Origin of the sequence: Gordonia sp. PP30 (assembly GCF_023100845.1) — a bacterium.
Classification (GTDB): domain Bacteria; phylum Actinomycetota; class Actinomycetes; order Mycobacteriales; family Mycobacteriaceae; genus Gordonia.
Genome location: NZ_CP095864.1, coordinates 1,010,517 through 1,026,892 on the forward strand (window position 1 = coordinate 1,010,517; position 16,376 = coordinate 1,026,892).

General features: G+C 70.0%; 13 protein-coding genes. 5 read left to right on the forward strand and 8 right to left on the reverse strand.

The window, feature by feature from the left end; translation table 11 throughout:
- Positions 1 to 29: 29 nt before the first annotated feature.
- Both MYK68_RS04670 and eno read left to right on the forward strand, forming a co-directional pair.
- Positions 30 to 1,865, forward strand: coding sequence for an ABC-F family ATP-binding cassette domain-containing protein (locus MYK68_RS04670; RefSeq protein ID WP_247866542.1), 1,836 nt, complete (start codon positions 30 to 32; stop codon positions 1,863 to 1,865).
- A gap of 326 nt (positions 1,866 to 2,191) precedes the next feature.
- Complete coding sequence (gene eno, locus MYK68_RS04675; protein WP_247866543.1) at positions 2,192 to 3,481, forward strand: phosphopyruvate hydratase; 1,290 nt, start codon at positions 2,192 to 2,194, stop codon at positions 3,479 to 3,481.
- A 19-nt stretch (positions 3,482 to 3,500) separates the two neighbouring features.
- Here the strand turns inward: eno and MYK68_RS04680 are convergent, their stop codons facing one another.
- A complete protein-coding gene (locus tag MYK68_RS04680) occupies positions 3,501 to 4,724 on the reverse strand; it encodes an adenylate/guanylate cyclase domain-containing protein (protein WP_247866544.1) in 1,224 nt (407 codons plus the stop codon).
- Positions 4,725 to 4,742: 18 nt separating this feature from the next.
- The gene (locus tag MYK68_RS04685) at positions 4,743 to 5,645 is read right to left on the reverse strand and encodes an SGNH/GDSL hydrolase family protein (RefSeq protein WP_247866545.1); all 903 of its coding nucleotides are present in this window, start codon (positions 5,643 to 5,645) and stop codon (positions 4,743 to 4,745) included.
- A gap of 164 nt (positions 5,646 to 5,809) precedes the next feature.
- Between MYK68_RS04685 and MYK68_RS04690 the strand changes: the two genes are divergently transcribed.
- Positions 5,810 to 6,814, forward strand: a complete 1,005-nt coding sequence (locus tag MYK68_RS04690) for an enoyl-CoA hydratase/isomerase family protein (RefSeq protein ID WP_247866546.1) — start codon at positions 5,810 to 5,812, stop codon at positions 6,812 to 6,814.
- Between the two features lie 25 nt (positions 6,815 to 6,839).
- Here MYK68_RS04690 and MYK68_RS04695 read toward each other — a convergent pair whose 3' ends face one another.
- Both MYK68_RS04695 and MYK68_RS04700 read right to left on the reverse strand, forming a co-directional pair.
- On the reverse strand, positions 6,840 to 7,529 hold the full coding sequence (locus tag MYK68_RS04695) for a glutamine amidotransferase (RefSeq protein WP_247866547.1): 690 nt from the start codon (positions 7,527 to 7,529) through the stop codon (positions 6,840 to 6,842).
- Positions 7,529 to 9,151: a peptide chain release factor 3 gene (locus tag MYK68_RS04700; protein ID WP_247866548.1), complete on the reverse strand. Its 1,623-nt coding sequence runs from the start codon at positions 9,149 to 9,151 to the stop codon at positions 7,529 to 7,531. Before MYK68_RS04700 ends, MYK68_RS04695 begins: the two co-directional genes overlap by 1 nt.
- 174 nt (positions 9,152 to 9,325) lie before the next feature.
- Here MYK68_RS04700 and MYK68_RS04705 point away from each other — a divergent pair, with 174 nt between their 5' ends.
- A complete protein-coding gene (locus MYK68_RS04705; protein WP_247866549.1) occupies positions 9,326 to 10,915 on the forward strand; it encodes an HNH endonuclease signature motif containing protein in 1,590 nt (529 codons plus the stop codon).
- A gap of 56 nt (positions 10,916 to 10,971) precedes the next feature.
- Positions 10,972 to 11,442 (forward strand): Rv1443c family protein, encoded by a 471-nt coding sequence (locus tag MYK68_RS04710; RefSeq protein ID WP_247866550.1) that lies wholly within the window; start codon positions 10,972 to 10,974, stop codon positions 11,440 to 11,442.
- Between the two features lie 2 nt (positions 11,443 to 11,444).
- Here the strand turns inward: MYK68_RS04710 and MYK68_RS04715 are convergent, their stop codons facing one another.
- The 4 genes from MYK68_RS04715 to MYK68_RS04730 all read right to left on the reverse strand — a co-directional run bounded on the left by MYK68_RS04715 (position 11,445) and on the right by MYK68_RS04730 (position 16,360).
- On the reverse strand, positions 11,445 to 12,461 hold the full coding sequence (locus MYK68_RS04715; protein ID WP_247866551.1) for a beta-ketoacyl-ACP synthase III: 1,017 nt from the start codon (positions 12,459 to 12,461) through the stop codon (positions 11,445 to 11,447).
- 62 nt (positions 12,462 to 12,523) lie between these two features.
- Positions 12,524 to 13,642: a beta-ketoacyl-ACP synthase 3 gene (locus MYK68_RS04720; RefSeq protein ID WP_247866552.1), complete on the reverse strand. Its 1,119-nt coding sequence runs from the start codon at positions 13,640 to 13,642 to the stop codon at positions 12,524 to 12,526.
- An 88-nt stretch (positions 13,643 to 13,730) separates the two neighbouring features.
- Positions 13,731 to 15,002, reverse strand: coding sequence for an MFS transporter (locus MYK68_RS04725; protein WP_247866553.1), 1,272 nt, complete (start codon positions 15,000 to 15,002; stop codon positions 13,731 to 13,733).
- Positions 14,999 to 16,360 (reverse strand): GH1 family beta-glucosidase, encoded by a 1,362-nt coding sequence (locus tag MYK68_RS04730; RefSeq protein ID WP_247866554.1) that lies wholly within the window; start codon positions 16,358 to 16,360, stop codon positions 14,999 to 15,001. The genes MYK68_RS04725 and MYK68_RS04730 overlap by 4 nt, the downstream gene beginning before the upstream one ends.
- Between the last annotated feature and the right edge of the window lie 16 nt (positions 16,361 to 16,376).

The window sequence follows — 16,376 nt, forward strand, 5'->3', positions numbered from 1 at the left end:
GATCTGCTTGACGAAACGAATGGAGAACCATGGCCGCGGGCACCAACACCTCGCTGGTGATCGCCGAGAAGGTGAGTAAGAGCTTCGGCATCAAGCCGCTGCTCGACGAGGTGAGCGTCGGCGTGCACGAAGGTGAGCGGATCGGCGTCGTCGGCCTCAACGGCGGCGGCAAGACGACGCTCCTGGAACTGCTCGCCGGGATCACCGAGCCGGACTCCGGCCGGGTGACCCGGGTCGGCGGCCTGCGGATGGTGACGGTGACCCAGCGCGGCGAGCTGCCGTCCGGCGCCACGGTGTCCGAGGTGGTCCTGGGGGCGGACACCCCCGAGCACGAGTGGGCGTCGGACGCTCGGGTTCGCGGGATCCTGGCCGGGCTCGGCGTCGACGACATCCTCGACCGTCAGGTGCAGGAGCTGTCCGGCGGGCAGCGGCGGCGCGTCGCGCTGGCCGCCGCGCTGGTGACCGACGCCGATCTGCTGATCCTCGACGAGCCGACCAACCACCTCGACATCGAGGGCGTGGCCTGGCTCGCCGAGCATCTCAAGGCCCGCCGCAGCGCGCTGGTGGTCGTGACCCACGACCGCTGGTTCCTCGACACCGTCGCCGCCCGGACCTGGGAGGTCCACTCCGGCCGCGTCGACGAGTACGAGGGCGGCTACAACGACTGGGTGTTCGCGCGCGCCGAACGTTCACGGCTGGCCGACGCCGCCGAGGAACGGCGCCGCAACCTCGCCCGCAAGGAACTTGCCTGGCTGCGGCGCGGCGCTCCGGCGCGGACCTCGAAGCCGAAGTACCGCATCGAGGCGGCCGAGAAACTGATCGCGAACGTGCCGCCGCCGCGTGACACGGTGACGCTCTCCGCGTTCGCCAAGCGGCGGCTCGGGCGGGTGGCGATCGAGTTGGAGAACGCGCACCTCGACGCGCCGTCGAGCGCGGACGGCACCCCCGGCCGCACCCTGCTCGACGACACCACCTGGCGCCTCGCGCCGGGGGAACGGATCGGCCTGGTCGGCGTCAACGGTTCGGGGAAGACGACGCTGCTGCGCGCCCTGGCCGGGGAGGTGCCGGTGACCCCGGGGCGGCGGGTCGTGGGCAAGACCGTCGAACTCGGCTGGCTGCGGCAGGAACTCGACGACCTCGACGAGTCGATGCGCGTGCTCGATGCCGTCGAGGAGGTCGCCGGACACATCATGCTCGGCGACAAGGAGCTGTCGGCCAGCCAGCTCGCCGAACGTCTCGGCTTCTCGCCGGCGCGGCAGCGTACGCCGATCGGCGACCTGTCCGGCGGCGAGCGCCGTCGTCTGCAGTTCACCCGCGTGCTGATGGCCGAACCCAACGTGCTGCTGCTCGACGAGCCGACCAACGACCTCGACATCGACACCCTGCAGCAGCTGGAGGATCTGCTCGATTCCTGGGCCGGGACCCTCGTGGTGATCAGCCACGACCGCTACCTGATCGAGCGCATCTGTGACTCGACGTGGGCACTGTTCGGCGATGAGAAGCTGACCAATCTGCCGCGGGGGATCGACCAGTATCTGGAGCGTCGGGCGGCACCGCGCCCGTCGCCCTTCGACGGCGCGTCGTCGCAGGCTCCGCCACGCCAGCTCAGGACCCGCGAGGTCGAGACTTCTGAGCGGTCGGGTCCGACTCCGGCCGAGCACCAGGCAGCCCGCAAGGCGATGAGCCGCGCCGAGCGGACCATGGAGAAGCTGGGCAAGCGGGAGGAGGAGCTGCACGCGGCGATGATCGACGCGGCCGTCGACCCCACCCGCCTCGCGTCGTTGAACGACGAGTTGCAGCTGGTCCTGGCGGACAAGGAGACCGCCGAGATGGAGTGGATGGAAGCCGCCGAGATCCTCGGCTGAAGCCCGATCGGGAGCGTTCCGAGGTTCCTCCGCCCGACGCTGGTCGTGCCACCGCACACTCAGCCGGGGGATGAGAGGAGTCCGTAGCAGCGCGTCGATACAGAAGCAGCGTTCGCGAGCGCTGCTTCTACGCGGAGCCGCTGCCACGCCCACCGCGGGTGGTGGATCGGGACGTGTGACCGGCCTACACTGGACGGCAGGTGCCCTGCGCACCGCGGCAGTGGGGCTTGCCGCACCCGAACCTCGGTACCCGCCGGCCGGCGGAGACCCGACAACAGTCCCTACCACCCGGATTGCACCCTGCGCCGGGAAGGTAGGAGACCGTCATGTCCGCCGATTCGCCCTCCGCCCCGATCGTTCTCACCGCGCTCACCGCGCGGCCGATCCTCGACTCGCGCGGTTACCCGACCGTCGAGGTGAGCGCCGTCCTCGATGACGGCACCCGGGTGCGCGCCGCGGCGCCCGCCGGAGCCTCGACCGGTGCCCACGAGGCCGTCGAACGGCGGGACGGCGGCGAGGCCTATTCCGGTCGCGGTGTCGACGCCGCGGTGGCCGGAGTGGAGCGGGAGATCGCCCCGGCGCTGGTCGGCTCGGCGTGGGCGTCGATCACCGAGGTGGACCGGGCACTGCGGGATCTGGACGGGACGCACGACTACCGGCGGCTGGGGGCGAACGCCGTGGTGGCGGTGTCGATCGCGGCGTCTCGGGCCTTCGCCCATGTCGCCGGTCTGTCGTTGCACACCTGGATCGCCGCCGCATCGGGATCGTCGGAGCGGCTGCCCGTCCCGCACTTCAACGTCCTCAACGGCGGCGCTCACGCGGCCAACGCTCTCGATTTCCAGGAGTTCATGATCGCGCCGGTCGGCGCCCCCGACGAGGCGGCCGCGGTGCGGATCGGTGCCGAGGTCTACCACGCCCTCGCCGCACTGATCCGGCAGCGATACGGCACCGCGGGACTGGGTGACGAGGGCGGCTTCGCGCCACCGGTCGAGCATCCGCGCACCGTCCTGGATCTGCTGGTCGAGGCGATCGGCGACGCCGGGTACCGGCCCGGCCGGGACACGGTGGCGATCGCTCTCGATCCGGCGGCCAACTATTTCTACCGGGGCGCCGGCCGCTACGAGACCGGCGGGACCCTGCGCGACCGGGCGCAGATGGTCGACTTCTACCTCGAGTTGTTCGACGAATACCCGATCCGCAGCCTGGAAGACGGATTCGCCGAGGACGACCCGGAGGGCTGGGTGGCGATGGCGACCGCTGCCGCCGGCCGGTGGCAGCTGGTCGGTGACGACCTGTACGTGACCGATCCCGAGCGGATCGAGCGCGGCGCGGCAGCGGGGCTGTCCAACGCGGTGCTCATCAAGCCGAACCAGATCGGCACGGTCTCGCAGACGCTGGCGGCCATCGCCGCCGCCCGGGACTGCGGCATGTCGTGCATGGTGTCGCACCGCTCCGGGGAGACGATGGACACCTTCATCGCGGACCTCGTCGTCGGCACCGGTGTGGGCCAGATCAAATCCGGTGCGCCGGCCCGCGGCGAACGTGTCGCCAAGTACAACCGGCTGATGGAGATCGAGCGCGATCATCCCGAACTGCCATACGGGCTGGATCGATGAGGACCCTGGCGCGCGGGAATCAGGCCGGCCCGAGAAGGAACCACGTCCGCTGGTCGCCCTTGCCCTTGACCGGCACCACGCCGCGCGGCTCGAATCTGAACTCGCCGGCGAGCCGGTCCCGGACGGACTCGGGCACCTGGATCCGGTCGGGCTCGCCGGTGGACTCCATGCGGGAGGCGAGGTTCACCGCATCGCCCCAGACGTCGTAGAAGAACTTCCGGGAGCCGACCACGCCGGCGACCACCGGGCCGTGCGCGAGGCCGATGCGCAGATGCATCGGCCGGCCGTCGGGGCCGGGTACCCGGGCGCACTCGGCGCGCAGGTCCAGCGCGAAGCGCGCGAGCGATTCCAGATGGTCCGGCCGTGGGAGCGGAACCCCGCTGACCACCATGTACGAGTCGCCGGTGGTCTTGATCTTCTCCAGCCCGTGCCGGTCGGTCAGGCGATCGAGGGTCGAATACAGCCGGTTGAGGAAGTGCACGACGTCGGCCGGCGTGTTGTGGCTGGACATCGCGGTGAACCCGGCGATGTCGGCGAACAGGATCGAGGCGTCGTCGTAGGTATCGGCGATCTCGCCGGGATCGGGACGCTTGAGCCGATCGGAGACGCTGCGCGGAAGAATGTTGTCCAGGAGATCCTCGGAGCGCTCGTACTGCTCTTCGAGGGCGGTCTCGGCGCGCCGGATCTGCCGCATGCCGAAGGTCATCAGATAGGCGGCCAAGCCACCCGCCGCGAGCGTGTTGACCACGAATCCGGTGGTCATCAGCCAATCCGGGGCGAGCCCGGTGTCGTACGGTACACAGAAATGCAGCACTGCGACGGCGGTCGAGCAGATGACGACGCAGAGGGCCGTGTAGGGGCCGCGCGCGCCACCGACGACCATCGGCACGCCGGCGGCCATCGCGAAGAAGTAGAAGAGCAGTCCGGCCGAGGTGCCCAGATACACGGTGAGTGCGCACAGTACGGCGGTGGCGACCACGAAGAATGCGAGGGGGGAGGCGAGAGTGCCGAGTCGGCGCAGCGTCGGCACCAGCAGCATCAGAAGGCCGCCGACGACGTTCACGAGCGTGACCGCCACCGGCCCGCCGAACGTGGCGCCGGCGGCGGCGAAGCCGACGTTCACCGCGGCGGCGCCATAGGAAGCGCGGGAGACGAGTTGTTGCCGGCGGGCCGCGTCGTCGAGCGGCCCGGAGGCGTGCGGCTCCCGCAGACAACGGGTCAGCGTCTCGTCGCGGGCGGGCACGGGGCGTCGCCTATCCGGTCACCGGATGATGACGCGGTCGACGAGGCGGGCGATCTCGGTCGACCCGGCGTGGTTGAAATGCCACTTCAGGGTGCCGTCTTCGTTGGTCTGACCCTCGAACCACGGATCGGTCCGGTTGCAGGCGTCGCGGCCCACCGAGAGGTTCTGGATGTCGATGAAGCTGCCGTCGACGCTTTCGGCGACGGCGCGCAGGATCGTGTTCGCGCGGTCGAACACCCCGCGCATCCAGGCGGCGTCGCCGTCCGGCAGCGGGACCGCCGGGAAGCAGCCGTTCTCGCCGACGAATCCGCCGATGCCGACCATCACGATCTGCGCGCGCGGCTCGTGGGCGCGGATCGCCTTCAGAGCGGCGTGGGCGTCGCGGTCCATCTTGGCCAGCCGGGTGTCGACGAGCTGGGCCATGTCGGCCCGGCCGCGGCAGTTCTTGTCGCCGGAGGCCGTGCGCACCAGGCATTTGCCGAGGATCGACGGCCATCCCATGTCGTTCCCGCCGATACTGACGGTGAGCAGCTGTGCGCCCGCCGGGATCTGGGTGACCTGCGGCGGTCGCGGGTAGTACGGCGCCTGCTGGGCCGTCGACCACAGGTTGGGGCTGGTGGCCCCGGCGCACGAGGTGTCGGTGAAGCTGCTCGGGCGCAGGGTGGCGCGCAGGATCTCCGGGTAGCTGTCGGCTGAGCGCAGACAGCCGAGGTAGTACCCGAGCGTCGGCGTGCGGTGCGTGCCGGCGGCGCGCGAATCGCCCATCGCGACGTAGGGGCCGCCGGTATACGGCTGTACCTTCGACGCGGGCGGCGGCACGGGCTCGGCCGGTGCGGGTTCGGCTCGCACCGAGGCTCCCGGAACCAGGACGGCGCCCAGCACCAGGGCCGCCGTCAGGGCGGCGCGCAGTGGTCGTCGCATGGTGTCCTCGCCGGAGATCGAACAGGTTGGTGAGGGCCGCTTCCCCGACGGCCCACAAGACAAGGACTCTGCCAGACTTGTTACTGAAGTGACAGATGTGGTTATCGAACGGCGACCGAAGCGTGATGTCGGCGACCACACCGCTCTGCGCTAGCGTGGGGCCCATGTCGTTCATTCGCACCTCGGTCGGCAACGATGTCGGCGAAATCATCCTGGACCGCCCGAAGGCGCTCAACGCGCTCGATCAGACGATGATCGACGACATGCATCGCGTGCTCCTCGAATGGGGCGACGACGACGCGATCGAGACCGTGCTGGTGACCTCGGCGAGCCCGCGGGCGTTCTGCGCGGGCGGCGACATCCGGGAGATCCGGACCAACGCCCTCGCCGGCGACACGGCCGCGATCACCCGGTACTTCGCCGGTGAGTACGGGCTCGATCAGCTGGTCGCCGAGTATCCGAAGCCCTACATCGCGCTGATCGACGGCGCGGCGATGGGCGGCGGCCTGGGCATCAGCGTTCACGGCGAACTGCGGATCGTCACCGAGAACGCGCTCATCGCCATGCCGGAGGTCGGGATCGGCTTCTTCCCGGATGTGGGCTCCACGTACTTCCTGCCGCGGCTGCCCGAGGGCGTCGGCATGTGGATGGGTCTGACCGGCGCGCGGATCCGCGGTGCCGACGCGGTGGCGCTGGGCCTGGCGACGCATTACGTTCCGTCCGCCGACCTGGACGGTGTGGCGCAGCGGATCCGCGACGGAGCCGGGCTGGCCGACGCGCTCGCCGAGTACCGCGAACCGGTGACCACCGACCTCCCGCTGACCAAGATCGCGAGCTACTTCCCGCTCGGTGCCGATCCGGTGGCGATCCTCGGGGGCCTGCAGGGCGCCGTCGGCGACGAGTGGTGCGACGAGATGGCCACGCTGCTGCAGGCGTCGTCGCCGACCAGTGTCGCGGTGACCGCCGCCCTGCTGGAAGCGGGGGCGCAGAGCTCGCTCGCCCAGTGTCTGGAGCGGGAGCTGCACGCCGCCGAGCAGATCACCGTGACACCCGACTTCGCCGAGGGCGTGCGCGCGGTGCTGGTCGACAAGGACCGGAACCCGTCGTGGACGCCGGCCACGCTCGACGAGGTGGATCCCGCCGTCGTCGCCCGGATCGTCGGCGAGTGACCGGCCGCGCCGGACCCGACGCGACTCAGAGCTGATCGAGCCAGTCGTGGACGACGGCCCGCGCGGCCCCGGCGAGCCGGGGCCCGGCCACGGCAGCGTCGGCGCGGATCTGCCGGGGATTGTGGCCGGTGGCGGCCAGCTCGTGCGCGTGCCCGATCAGCCAGCGCTCGATCCGGGTGTGGTCGGCCTCCAGATGGAATTGCAGGCCCAGCGCGGTGGCACCGTAGGCGAACGCCTGGTTCGGGAAGCCGGGCGTCTGCGCGAGGCGCCGCGCTCGGTCGGGAATGCCGAACTGGTCGCCGTGCCAGTGCAGCACCGGGATCCCGTCCAGCGGAGCCAGCACCGAGTCGCGGCCGTCGGCGGTCAGCGTCAGCGCGCCGTACCCGATCTCGGTGCGTCCGGTCGGCTCGACGGGCGCGCCGAGCGCGTCGGCCATCAGCTGGGCCCCGAGACAGACCCCGAGGGTCGGGCGGCCGGCGCGCAGTCGTGCCGCGAGGGCCGCCTTCTCGTCGTGCAGGAACGGGTACACCGGGGTGTCGTACACGCCGATCGGGCCGCCGAGCGCCACCACCAGATCGGCATCGAGCACGGACGACTGCTCGATCGGATCGAGGCCCGCGTCGAGGTAGTCGACGGTGTGCCCGCGCTCGGCCAGGACCCTGGCGATCAGGCCGAGATCCTCGAAGGCGACGTGGCGGATCGCGAGCGTGCGCATCAGTCGGCCGCGGCCACGAGCGGAGCCAGCGTCAGCGCCGGGAACTCCTTCTCGATGAACTGCAGCCGCCACTTGTCACTGAACAGCGCCAGGATGGCGCCGTCGCTGCGGGTGAAGACCTCGACGCCGCGCTGGCGGGCGAGTTCCGGCGCGCTCGCCTCGTCGGTCCGGCGGGCCAGCGAGTAGCCGAGCGGTTCGATGATGGTGTCGACGTTGAACTCGGCCTTCATCCGGGCGGTCACCACCTCGAACTGCATGGGCCCGACGGCGGCCAGCACCGGGGAGGCGTCGCCGCGCAGCTCGTTGCGCAGCACCTGCACCACGCCCTCGGCGTCGAGCTGATCGATGGCCTTGCGGAACTGCTTGTACTTGTCGGCGGTGGTCACCCGCAGCGACGAGAAGTGCTCCGGCGCGAACGACGGGATCGGCGGATACTGCACCTTCGGGTCGATGTACAGGGTGTCGCCCGGGGCCAGCGCCATCGCGTTGACCAGGCCGACCACGTCGCCCGGATAGGCGGTGTCGACGGTGGAGCGGTCGCGGCCGAAGACGGCCTGCGCGTACTTGGTGGCGAACGGTTTGCCGGTCTGCGCGTGCGTGACCACCATGCCGCGCTCGAACTCGCCCGACACGATCCGCATGTAGGCGAGGCGGTCCCGGTGGCTGGAGTCCATCCCGGCCTGCACCTTGAAGACGACGGCGCTGAACGGGTCGGTGACGTCGCGCTCGGCGCCGTCGATCCCGGTCCGCCCGGCCGGCGGCGGGGCGAACTCGACGAGCGCCTCCAGCAGCTGGCGGACGCCGAAGTTGAGCATCGCGGAGGTGAAGATCATCGGCGAGGTCTGCCCGGCCAGGAACATCTCCTGGTCGTGGTCCTGGCCCATCTCGCCGAGGAGTTCACTCTCCTCGACGGCGGCGGTCCAGGCGTCGCCCTCGGCGTCGTGCGCGGCGGCGGGGGAGAGGATCTCCTCCGGCGCGATCTTGGAACCGCCGGCAGTGCGGGTGAACTTGATGAACTGCCCGGTGCGACGATCCAGCAGCCCGCGGTAGTCGCCCGCGATGCCGACCGGCACGTACAGCGGGGTCGGGATGAGGCCGATGCGGTCGGTGATCTCGTCGATCAGTTCCAGCGGCGACTGGCCCGGCCGGTCCCACTTGTTGATCACGGTGATCACCGGGATGCCGCGGTGGCGACAGACCTGGAACAGTTTGAGGGTCTGCGGCTCCAGACCTTTGGCGGCGTCGATCAGCATCACGGCGGCGTCGACGGCGGTCAGCACCCGGTAGGTGTCTTCGGAGAAATCCGAGTGGCCGGGCGTGTCGACCAGGTTGATCACGTTCGGCTCGTCCGGCTCCGGTGCGTCCCCGTCGGCACCGGTCGGCGTGTAGTTGAACTGCAGGGCCGTGGAGCTGACCGAGATGCCGCGGGCCTTCTCCATCTCCATCCAGTCCGAGACGGTGGCGCGGCGCCCGCCCTTGCCGTGCACGGCGCCCGCTTCGCTGATCATGCGCGCGTGCAGTGCCAGCGCCTCGGTCATGGTCGACTTACCGGCGTCCGGATGGGAGATGATCGCGAAGGTCCGGCGGCGCCTGACCTCGCGGGCGATGGACTCTGAACTCACCTGTCCACGCTATCGGGCGCGCCCGTGGTCAGGCAAAACGCGGCACGTGACGGAAGCTGGCATGTAATTATACTCGAAAGTAAGTTCTAGTTTTCTGTTGCATACACATCACAGTGTGCGTATTCTTTGGGGTAGGGGAAGAACCATTCCCGATCGGCCGGAAGGGGGTCCGTGATGTGTGACGACGACGCGTTCGACGCTCGCGGCCTCCTGGCCGGTCTCTCGCCCGCCGAGCTGGTGGCAGTGATCGGTGCCGCCGAAGGCTCCTTGGCCGAAGCGCCGCTGGCCGCCCTCTCCGAGGACGGCCTTCTCGATCTGCTGGAGTCGCGGGAGCAGGCCCGCCGAATGGGTGTGGCCGTCGATGCGGCCTTGTTCGTGGAGATCTCCGACCGCGGCGCCTGCCAGCGCGCCGGCTACAACACCATGCACCAACTCCTCACCCAGGGACTACGCATCGGGGAAGGCGAATCCCGGCGCCGCCGGGCCGTGGCGGCCTCGATCGGCCGGTTCATCGCGATGACCGGCCAGCGCCGCGACCCGAAATACCCGGCGACCGCCGCCGCGGTCGCCGAAGGAGCGATCGGTGAGACGCATGTGTCGGTGATCGAGGAGGTGATGGACAAGGTCCCCGCCTCGGTCGACCCCGCCGAACGGGCGAAGGCCGAGGCGATGCTGGTCGATGCCGCCCGGACGTTGAATCCGTCCGGGGTGACGATGGTGGGTAACCGGATCCTCGCTTACCTGGACCCCGACGGCACCCTCGCCGACGACAACGACCGTCAGCGGCAGGCCAAGTTCCGGCTCTCCGCACAGGACCGGCAGCTGATGAGCGCGGTGCAGGTGCGGATGGACCCGGAACTACGCGCCGAGTTCGAGGTCGTGTTCGGCTTGTGGGCCGCCCCGGGTATGAACAACCCCAACGACCCCGACTCCCCGCACGGCGCTGTCGACCAGCCCGGCCTGGACCCCGCCGTCGTGGCGGCCGCGGCCGAACGTGATGACCGGCTGTTGGGCCGCCGCCAGCACGATGCGCTCAAAGCGCTGTTGAGGTGGGTCAACGCCCAGTCCTCCCACGCCCGGCCCGGGAGTCTGCGCAATCAGATCGTGGTGACCGTCACCGACGAAGACCTGGCCCGGCAGGCGGGGGTCGCGTGGACCGCGACCGGGACCCGCATGCCGGTCACCGATCTGGTGAAGATCGCCGCCGACACGGTCCCGTATCTGGCGGTGTTCTCCACCGCGACCGGCCAGCCACTCTACCTCGGGCGGGCGCATCGTCTGGCGTCGCGGGCACAACGACTCGCGCTGTTCGCCCGGGACCGCGGCTGCACCGCCCCGGGCTGCACCCGCCCATTCACCCAGACGCAGATGCATCACATGCCCGACTGGCAAGACGGCGGACCCACCGACATCGACCACCTCGGCGGGGCCTGCGGCAAACACAACCGGTGGAACGGCCAACAACCCGGCGACTGGGAATCCAAGGTTCTCACCGGCGGCCCGGACACCGGCCGGGTCGGGTGGCGCCCGGTCGGGCGAGAAGGCCCGTGGATCGTGAACCCGCTGTTCCATCCCGACAAACTCCGGACCGGCCCGGACACCCCGGAAGAAGACCGCAGTCCGCCGCCGATCGTGAATCACCGACTCGGGGAGGATGCGCAGCACGGCGTCGAAGGGCGCCCCGGCGGGCTCGTCGCATCTCAGCCGGCGGACCGCACGACGTCCGGTGTCGAAGCGCTCCTCGAACAGCACCTGGCAGCCTGACCACCAGCGCGTGGCCGGGCCACCAGGGCACTAATGATAGTGATTATCATGAAAGCATGAAGCGCACTTGGCAGTTCCGGCAGAGCAGTGAGATCGCTGCGGACAGCACGGCGGTGTGGGCTCGGGTGGTCACTCCCGAGGGCATCAACGACGAGATGCGGCCCTGGATGACGATGTCCGTGCCGGGCGGCGCCGAGGACGTCACCATCGACAGCCTCGAGATCGGCCGGCCGATCGGCCGCGCCTGGCTCCGGCTGTTCGGCGTCGTCCCGTACGACTTCGACCACCTGTCGATCGCCGAACTCGATCCGGGCCGCCGCTTCCACGAGGAGTCCACGATGATCAGCATGCGGCGCTGGACGCACGAGCGGACCGTCGAACCGATCGCCGGCGACCGAACCCGGGTCAGCGATGTCATCACCTTCGGGCCCCGGATCGGGCTGGTCGTCGCGGGGCCGCTCCTACAGCGCGTCCTGGCGGCGTTCTTCCGGCACCGGCACCGCAGGCTGGCGGCGCATTTCCGCTGATCTCACTCGAAGGGGATGGGCGGCATGGTGACCACCTGCGCGGCGTAGCTCAGGCCGGCGCCGTAGCCGAGGAGGAGCGCGGTGTCACCGGGCTTGGCGGCACCGGTCGACAGCAGCTGCTCCATGGCGAGTGGGATGGAGGCGGCCGAGGTGTTGCCGGTCGTCTCGATGTCGTTCGCGACCACCGTCGTCTCCGGGAAGTGCAGATTCTTGGCCAGCAGGTCGTTGATGCGTGAGTTGGCCTGATGCGGCACGAAGACGTCGATCTGGGCGGCGTCGACCTTGGCCGCGTCGAGCGCCTTCTGGGCGGCCTTGCCCATCTCGAACGCGGCCCAGCGGAACACCGCCGTGCCCTCCAGCCGCAGATAGGGGCGCTGGACCCGGTCGCCGTCGAGGAAGGTGACCCAGTCGATGTCCTGCCGGATCGCGTTGTACTGGCTGCCGTCGCTGCCCCAGACCACCGGCCCGAGTTCCAGCTGCTTGGTCGGACCGATCACCACGGCGCCGGCGCCGTCGCCGAAGATGAAGCAGTTGGTCCGGTCGGTCATGTCCAGCGCGATCGAGAGCTGCTCGGCGCCGATCACCAGCACGTGGGTCGCGCTGCCGCCGCGCACCATGTCGGCGGCCAGCGACATCGCGTAGCCGAAGCCGGCGCAGCCGACCGTCACGTCGAACGCGGGCACCCCGTTCGCGCCGAGTTCGGTGGCGATCTTGGTCGCGCCGGCCGGGGTCAGCAGCAGGTGCGTGTTGGTCGCCAGGATCACCGCGTCGATGTCCGCGCCGTTCAGCAGCGCGTTCGCGATGGCCTTGCGGCCGGCCTGCACGCCCATCTGGATGACGTCCTCGTCGCGCCGCGCGAAGCGGCGGCTCTTGATGCCGGTCCGCGTGTAGATCCACTCGTCGGACGAGTCGATGTGCTCGCAGATCTCGTCGTTGGTGACTACACGCTCGGGGCGGTAGGCGCCGATCCCGAGCATGCCGAACGTCGTGAGTCCCGAAGGCTGGGCGATTTCCACCATCGTCCCAATGTGGCACGCACGACGGCTACTTGGAAGTAGCACACGCCGATCCGGCGCGCGTCTCAGGCGTCGATGGCGGCGAGATGGGCGGCGAGCGGGCCGACCGGCTGCGAATCGAGAGTGTCGAAGCTGGAGATCTTCGGCGCCGGCGGAAGGGTGACGACGGCGCCCGCGTAGCTCAGGCCCGCACCGAAGCCGAGCATCAGTGCGGTGTCGCCGCCCCTGGCTTTGCCCGTCGCCAGCATCTCCTCGATGGCCAGCGGAATGGAGCCCGCCGAGGTATTGCCGGTGTTCTCGATGTCGCCCGCCATCGGCAGATCGTCGGGGAAGCCGAGATTCTTCTTCATCAGTTCGCTGATCCGGGCGTTGGCCTGGTGCGGGATGAACACGTCGATGTCGTCGACCCCGGCGCCGGACTCGGTCAGCAGCGACTTGAGCGCCTTGGGCAGCGTCACAGCGGCCCAGCGGAAGACGGCGGGGCCCTCCATGCTGATCACCAGGCGGCCGACCGGATCGGTCTCGGGATCCTTGTGCTGGTACTCGACGGCGCGGGCCATGTACTCCACGGTGTCGAAGTTCTGGCTGATCGCCGCCGCATGTTCACCGTCGCTGCCGGAGACGATCGGCGAGATACCGTTCTCTTCGCTGGGACCGACCACGACGGCACCGGCGCCGTCGCCGAAGATGAATCCGGTGCTGCGGTCGTGCAGGTCCAGGCCCACCGACATGGTCTCGGCGCCGATGACGACGGCGTAGTTCGCGCTGCCCGCGCGGATGGCGTCGGCGGCTACTCCGAGGCCATAGCCGAAACCGCCGCATCCCGCGGTCACGTCGAACGCGGCGATGCCGTTGAGTCCGATGTCGTAGGCGACCGACGGGGCGCCGTGCGGCACGTTGTACGGCCAGCTGCTGGTGGCGAAGACGATCAGGTCGATCAGCTCGAGGTCGATACCGGAGTTGACGATCGCGCGCTGGGCGGCCTGCGCCGCGATATAGCGCATGTCCTCGTCTCCGGTCACGAACCGGCGGTTTCGGATTCCGCTGCGTTCGAAGATCCACTGGTCGGACGAGTCCATCACCTTGCACAGCTCGTCGTTGCTGACGAGCCGGGCCGGCCGATAGGCGCCGATACCCAGCATCGACACATTCTGATGGCCCTCGGGGGTGACCAGCTTCGCCACGCTGCATTCCTGTCTGTCGTGGACCGGCGTCCGTGCACGTCGTCCTGGTTGCGAAATGGTAATGAACGCCGAATGTGTTACTCGTGAACTACTGCCCTGAGAGCACATCCGTCACCGCGATTGTGCTCTTGTCCCGGGCGAGCATCGTCAGCAGGCCCCCGATAACCGACAGGACGGCCGCCATCGCGAACAGCAACCAGAAGCCGCCGACCGCCGCGACCAGCCCCGCACCCAGCATCGGGCCGATCAGCTGACCGAGTGCCGCGGCGACGTTCACGATCCCCAGATCGCGTCCGTGGTCCTCCTCGTGCGGCAGCAGATCGGTCGCGAACGCGAGGCCGACGGTGGAGAACGCGCCGTAGCCGACACCCATCAGCGCGGCACCGGCCATCGTGACGGCGAACGTCGGATGCACGCAGATCACCACGCCGGAGACCGCCTGGACCATGGCCGCGACCACCGTCGGAACCCGGCGCCTGCCGGTGCGGTCGGAATAGACGCCGGACACGATCGACGCGATCACCACGAAGATGGTGTAGACCACCACCAGCAGCAACAGATTGTCCTCGGCGGCGGACTTCTCCTGATCGAGCCCGTACAGCAGGAAGAACAGGAACAGCGACGTGCCCAGCGCGTTGCCGATGTTGGCGATCAGCCGGCCGGCCAGCATCCAGCTGAAGTCGCGGTCGCGCAGCGAGCGCCACGGATCGTGCTCGCGCAGCGCGGCGCGCGTCTCCCGCGGATCCGGCGGGTCGGGCAGCAGGCACGCCGCCCCGGCGCCGACGACGGCGATGAGGACGGCGAGGAACAGGTAGCCGGCCAGCACGGTCAGCCCCAGGGTCACCACCGCGCCGACGCCGATCACGATGCCGGCGGCCTGCGACGAGCCGATCGCGGCGCCGGCGGCACCGCGCTGATCAGCGGGCAGCTGGTCGGCGATGAGGGCGGTGAACGCGGCCGAGGCCACCGCGACCCCCACCGACACCCCGATCCACGCGGCGCCGACCAGCAGCGGCCGGTGCGCGAACCCGGTCAGGATCAGGCAGACCGCCGTGCCGAGCGAACCGCCGATGGCCCACACCCGGCGCCGCCCGCCGAGCCAGCCGGGGAAACCCGCCGAGTCGGTGCGGTCGGACAGCGCACCGGCCAGCGGCCCGGCGATCACACCGACCAGGCCGCCGACGCCGAGAATCAGCCCGGAGACGACCACCCCGTGCACCCAGCGGTCGCCGTCGTCGGAGACCTGACTGTCCAGCTGCAGGGGGAGCAGCAGTTGCAGCGGGGTCAGCTGGACCATCCAGATCACCAGCCACGCGAGGGTGAAGACCGTCATCCATGTCCGGCCGACCCGTGCTCTCATGCGAGGTTCCCGTTCTCCCGCGCCGCCGCGATCACCCGGCGGTACCAGTCGTATGACGCCTTCGGCGTGCGCTCTCCGGTCGCGAAGTCGACGTGTGTCAGACCGAACCGCTGGGTGTATCCGTCGGCCCACTCGAAGTTGTCGAGCAGCGACCATACCGTGTATTCCTCGACGTTCGCGCCGTCCGCCATGGCCGTCGCGACCGCGCGCAGATGCCCGTCGAGATAGGCGATCCGGTCGGCGTCGTCGACCCGTCCGGCGGCCTCCGGCTCCGGGAACGACGCCCCGTTCTCGCTGATGATCAGGGGCGGCAGGGCGTCACCGTAGCGCCGGGTGAAACCGGTCAGCAGCGCGGTGAGGGCCGCGGGCATGATCGGCCACTCCTCTCCGAACCCGGTGACCGGCACGCCCGGCGTCGGCAGCATCTCGAACGGGATCGGGCCGTCGGCGGCCGGCGCCCCGATCGTCGTCGGGTTGTAGAAGTTGACGGCGTAGAAGTCGGGCCGCTGGGAGATCAGATCCAGGTCGCAGTCCCGGATCGGGAGATCGGGGGCGCCCAGCGGACTCAGATCCGGATAGGTGCCGAGCAGGATCGGCTCGGCGTACAACCGGTTGTGCAGCAGGTCGTAGACGTCCGCGGCCCGCGCGTCGTCGGCGGAGTCGGTGGCCGGCAGCACGTGGGTGTGGTTGTTCGCCAGGCCGACGGCGGCGGCACCGGCGGCGCGCAGGACCGGCACCGCCAGCCCGTGCGCCAGCAACTGGTGATGCACGGTCGGCAGGGCGTCGAACAGCAGGAACTTGCCGGGAGCCAGGGTGCCGATGCCGTAGCCCTGCAGCGTGGTCATGGCCGGTTCGTTGAGGGTGTACCAGTGCTGCACGCGGTCGCCGAGGCGCTCGGTGACCAGGGCGGTGTACTCGGCGAAACGGTAGGCGGTGTCCCGGGACAGCCAGCCGCCGTCGTCCTCGAGTTCGATCGGGAGATCCCAGTGGTACAGCGTCGGGAACGGCGTCACCCCCGCCTCGAGGAGGGCGTCGACCAGGCGGGAGTAGTAGTCGAGGCCGGCGGGATTGGCGGCTCCGCGGCCGCCGGGCTGCACCCGGGTCCAGGAGATAGAGAAGCGGTAGCGGTCCAGGCCGAGCCCGGCCGCGAGCGCGACGTCCTCCCGCCACCGGTGATAGCTGTCGGCGCCGGGGTCGGCCGTCGCACCGTCGACCACGCGGCCCGGCGTGTCGACGAAACGGTCCCAGATGCCGGCGCCGCGGCCGTCGGCGGTGCGGGCGCCCTCGATCTGGAAGGCGGCGGTGGCCGACGAGAAGCGCAGTCGCCGGAGCTGGTCGAGTGGGAGTGCGGGAGACACCGCGCAAGGCTAACCG

Excerpts from the sequence above, each read along its gene's own strand:
- MYK68_RS04670 (WP_247866542.1), top strand. The coding sequence starts at position 30 with ATGGCCGCGGGCACCAACACCTCGCTGGTGATCGCCGAGAAGGTGAGT.
- eno (WP_247866543.1), top strand. The coding sequence starts at position 2,192 with ATGTCCGCCGATTCGCCCTCCGCCCCGATCGTTCTCACCGCGCTCACC.
- MYK68_RS04685 (WP_247866545.1), bottom strand. The coding sequence starts at position 5,645 with ATGCGACGACCACTGCGCGCCGCCCTGACGGCGGCCCTGGTGCTGGGC.
- MYK68_RS04690 (WP_247866546.1), top strand. The coding sequence starts at position 5,810 with ATGTCGTTCATTCGCACCTCGGTCGGCAACGATGTCGGCGAAATCATC.
- MYK68_RS04695 (WP_247866547.1), bottom strand. The coding sequence starts at position 7,529 with ATGCGCACGCTCGCGATCCGCCACGTCGCCTTCGAGGATCTCGGCCTG.
- MYK68_RS04705 (WP_247866549.1), top strand. The coding sequence starts at position 9,326 with ATGTGTGACGACGACGCGTTCGACGCTCGCGGCCTCCTGGCCGGTCTC.
- MYK68_RS04710 (WP_247866550.1), top strand. The coding sequence starts at position 10,972 with ATGAAGCGCACTTGGCAGTTCCGGCAGAGCAGTGAGATCGCTGCGGAC.
- MYK68_RS04715 (WP_247866551.1), bottom strand. The coding sequence starts at position 12,461 with ATGGTGGAAATCGCCCAGCCTTCGGGACTCACGACGTTCGGCATGCTC.
- MYK68_RS04725 (WP_247866553.1), bottom strand. The coding sequence starts at position 15,002 with ATGAGAGCACGGGTCGGCCGGACATGGATGACGGTCTTCACCCTCGCG.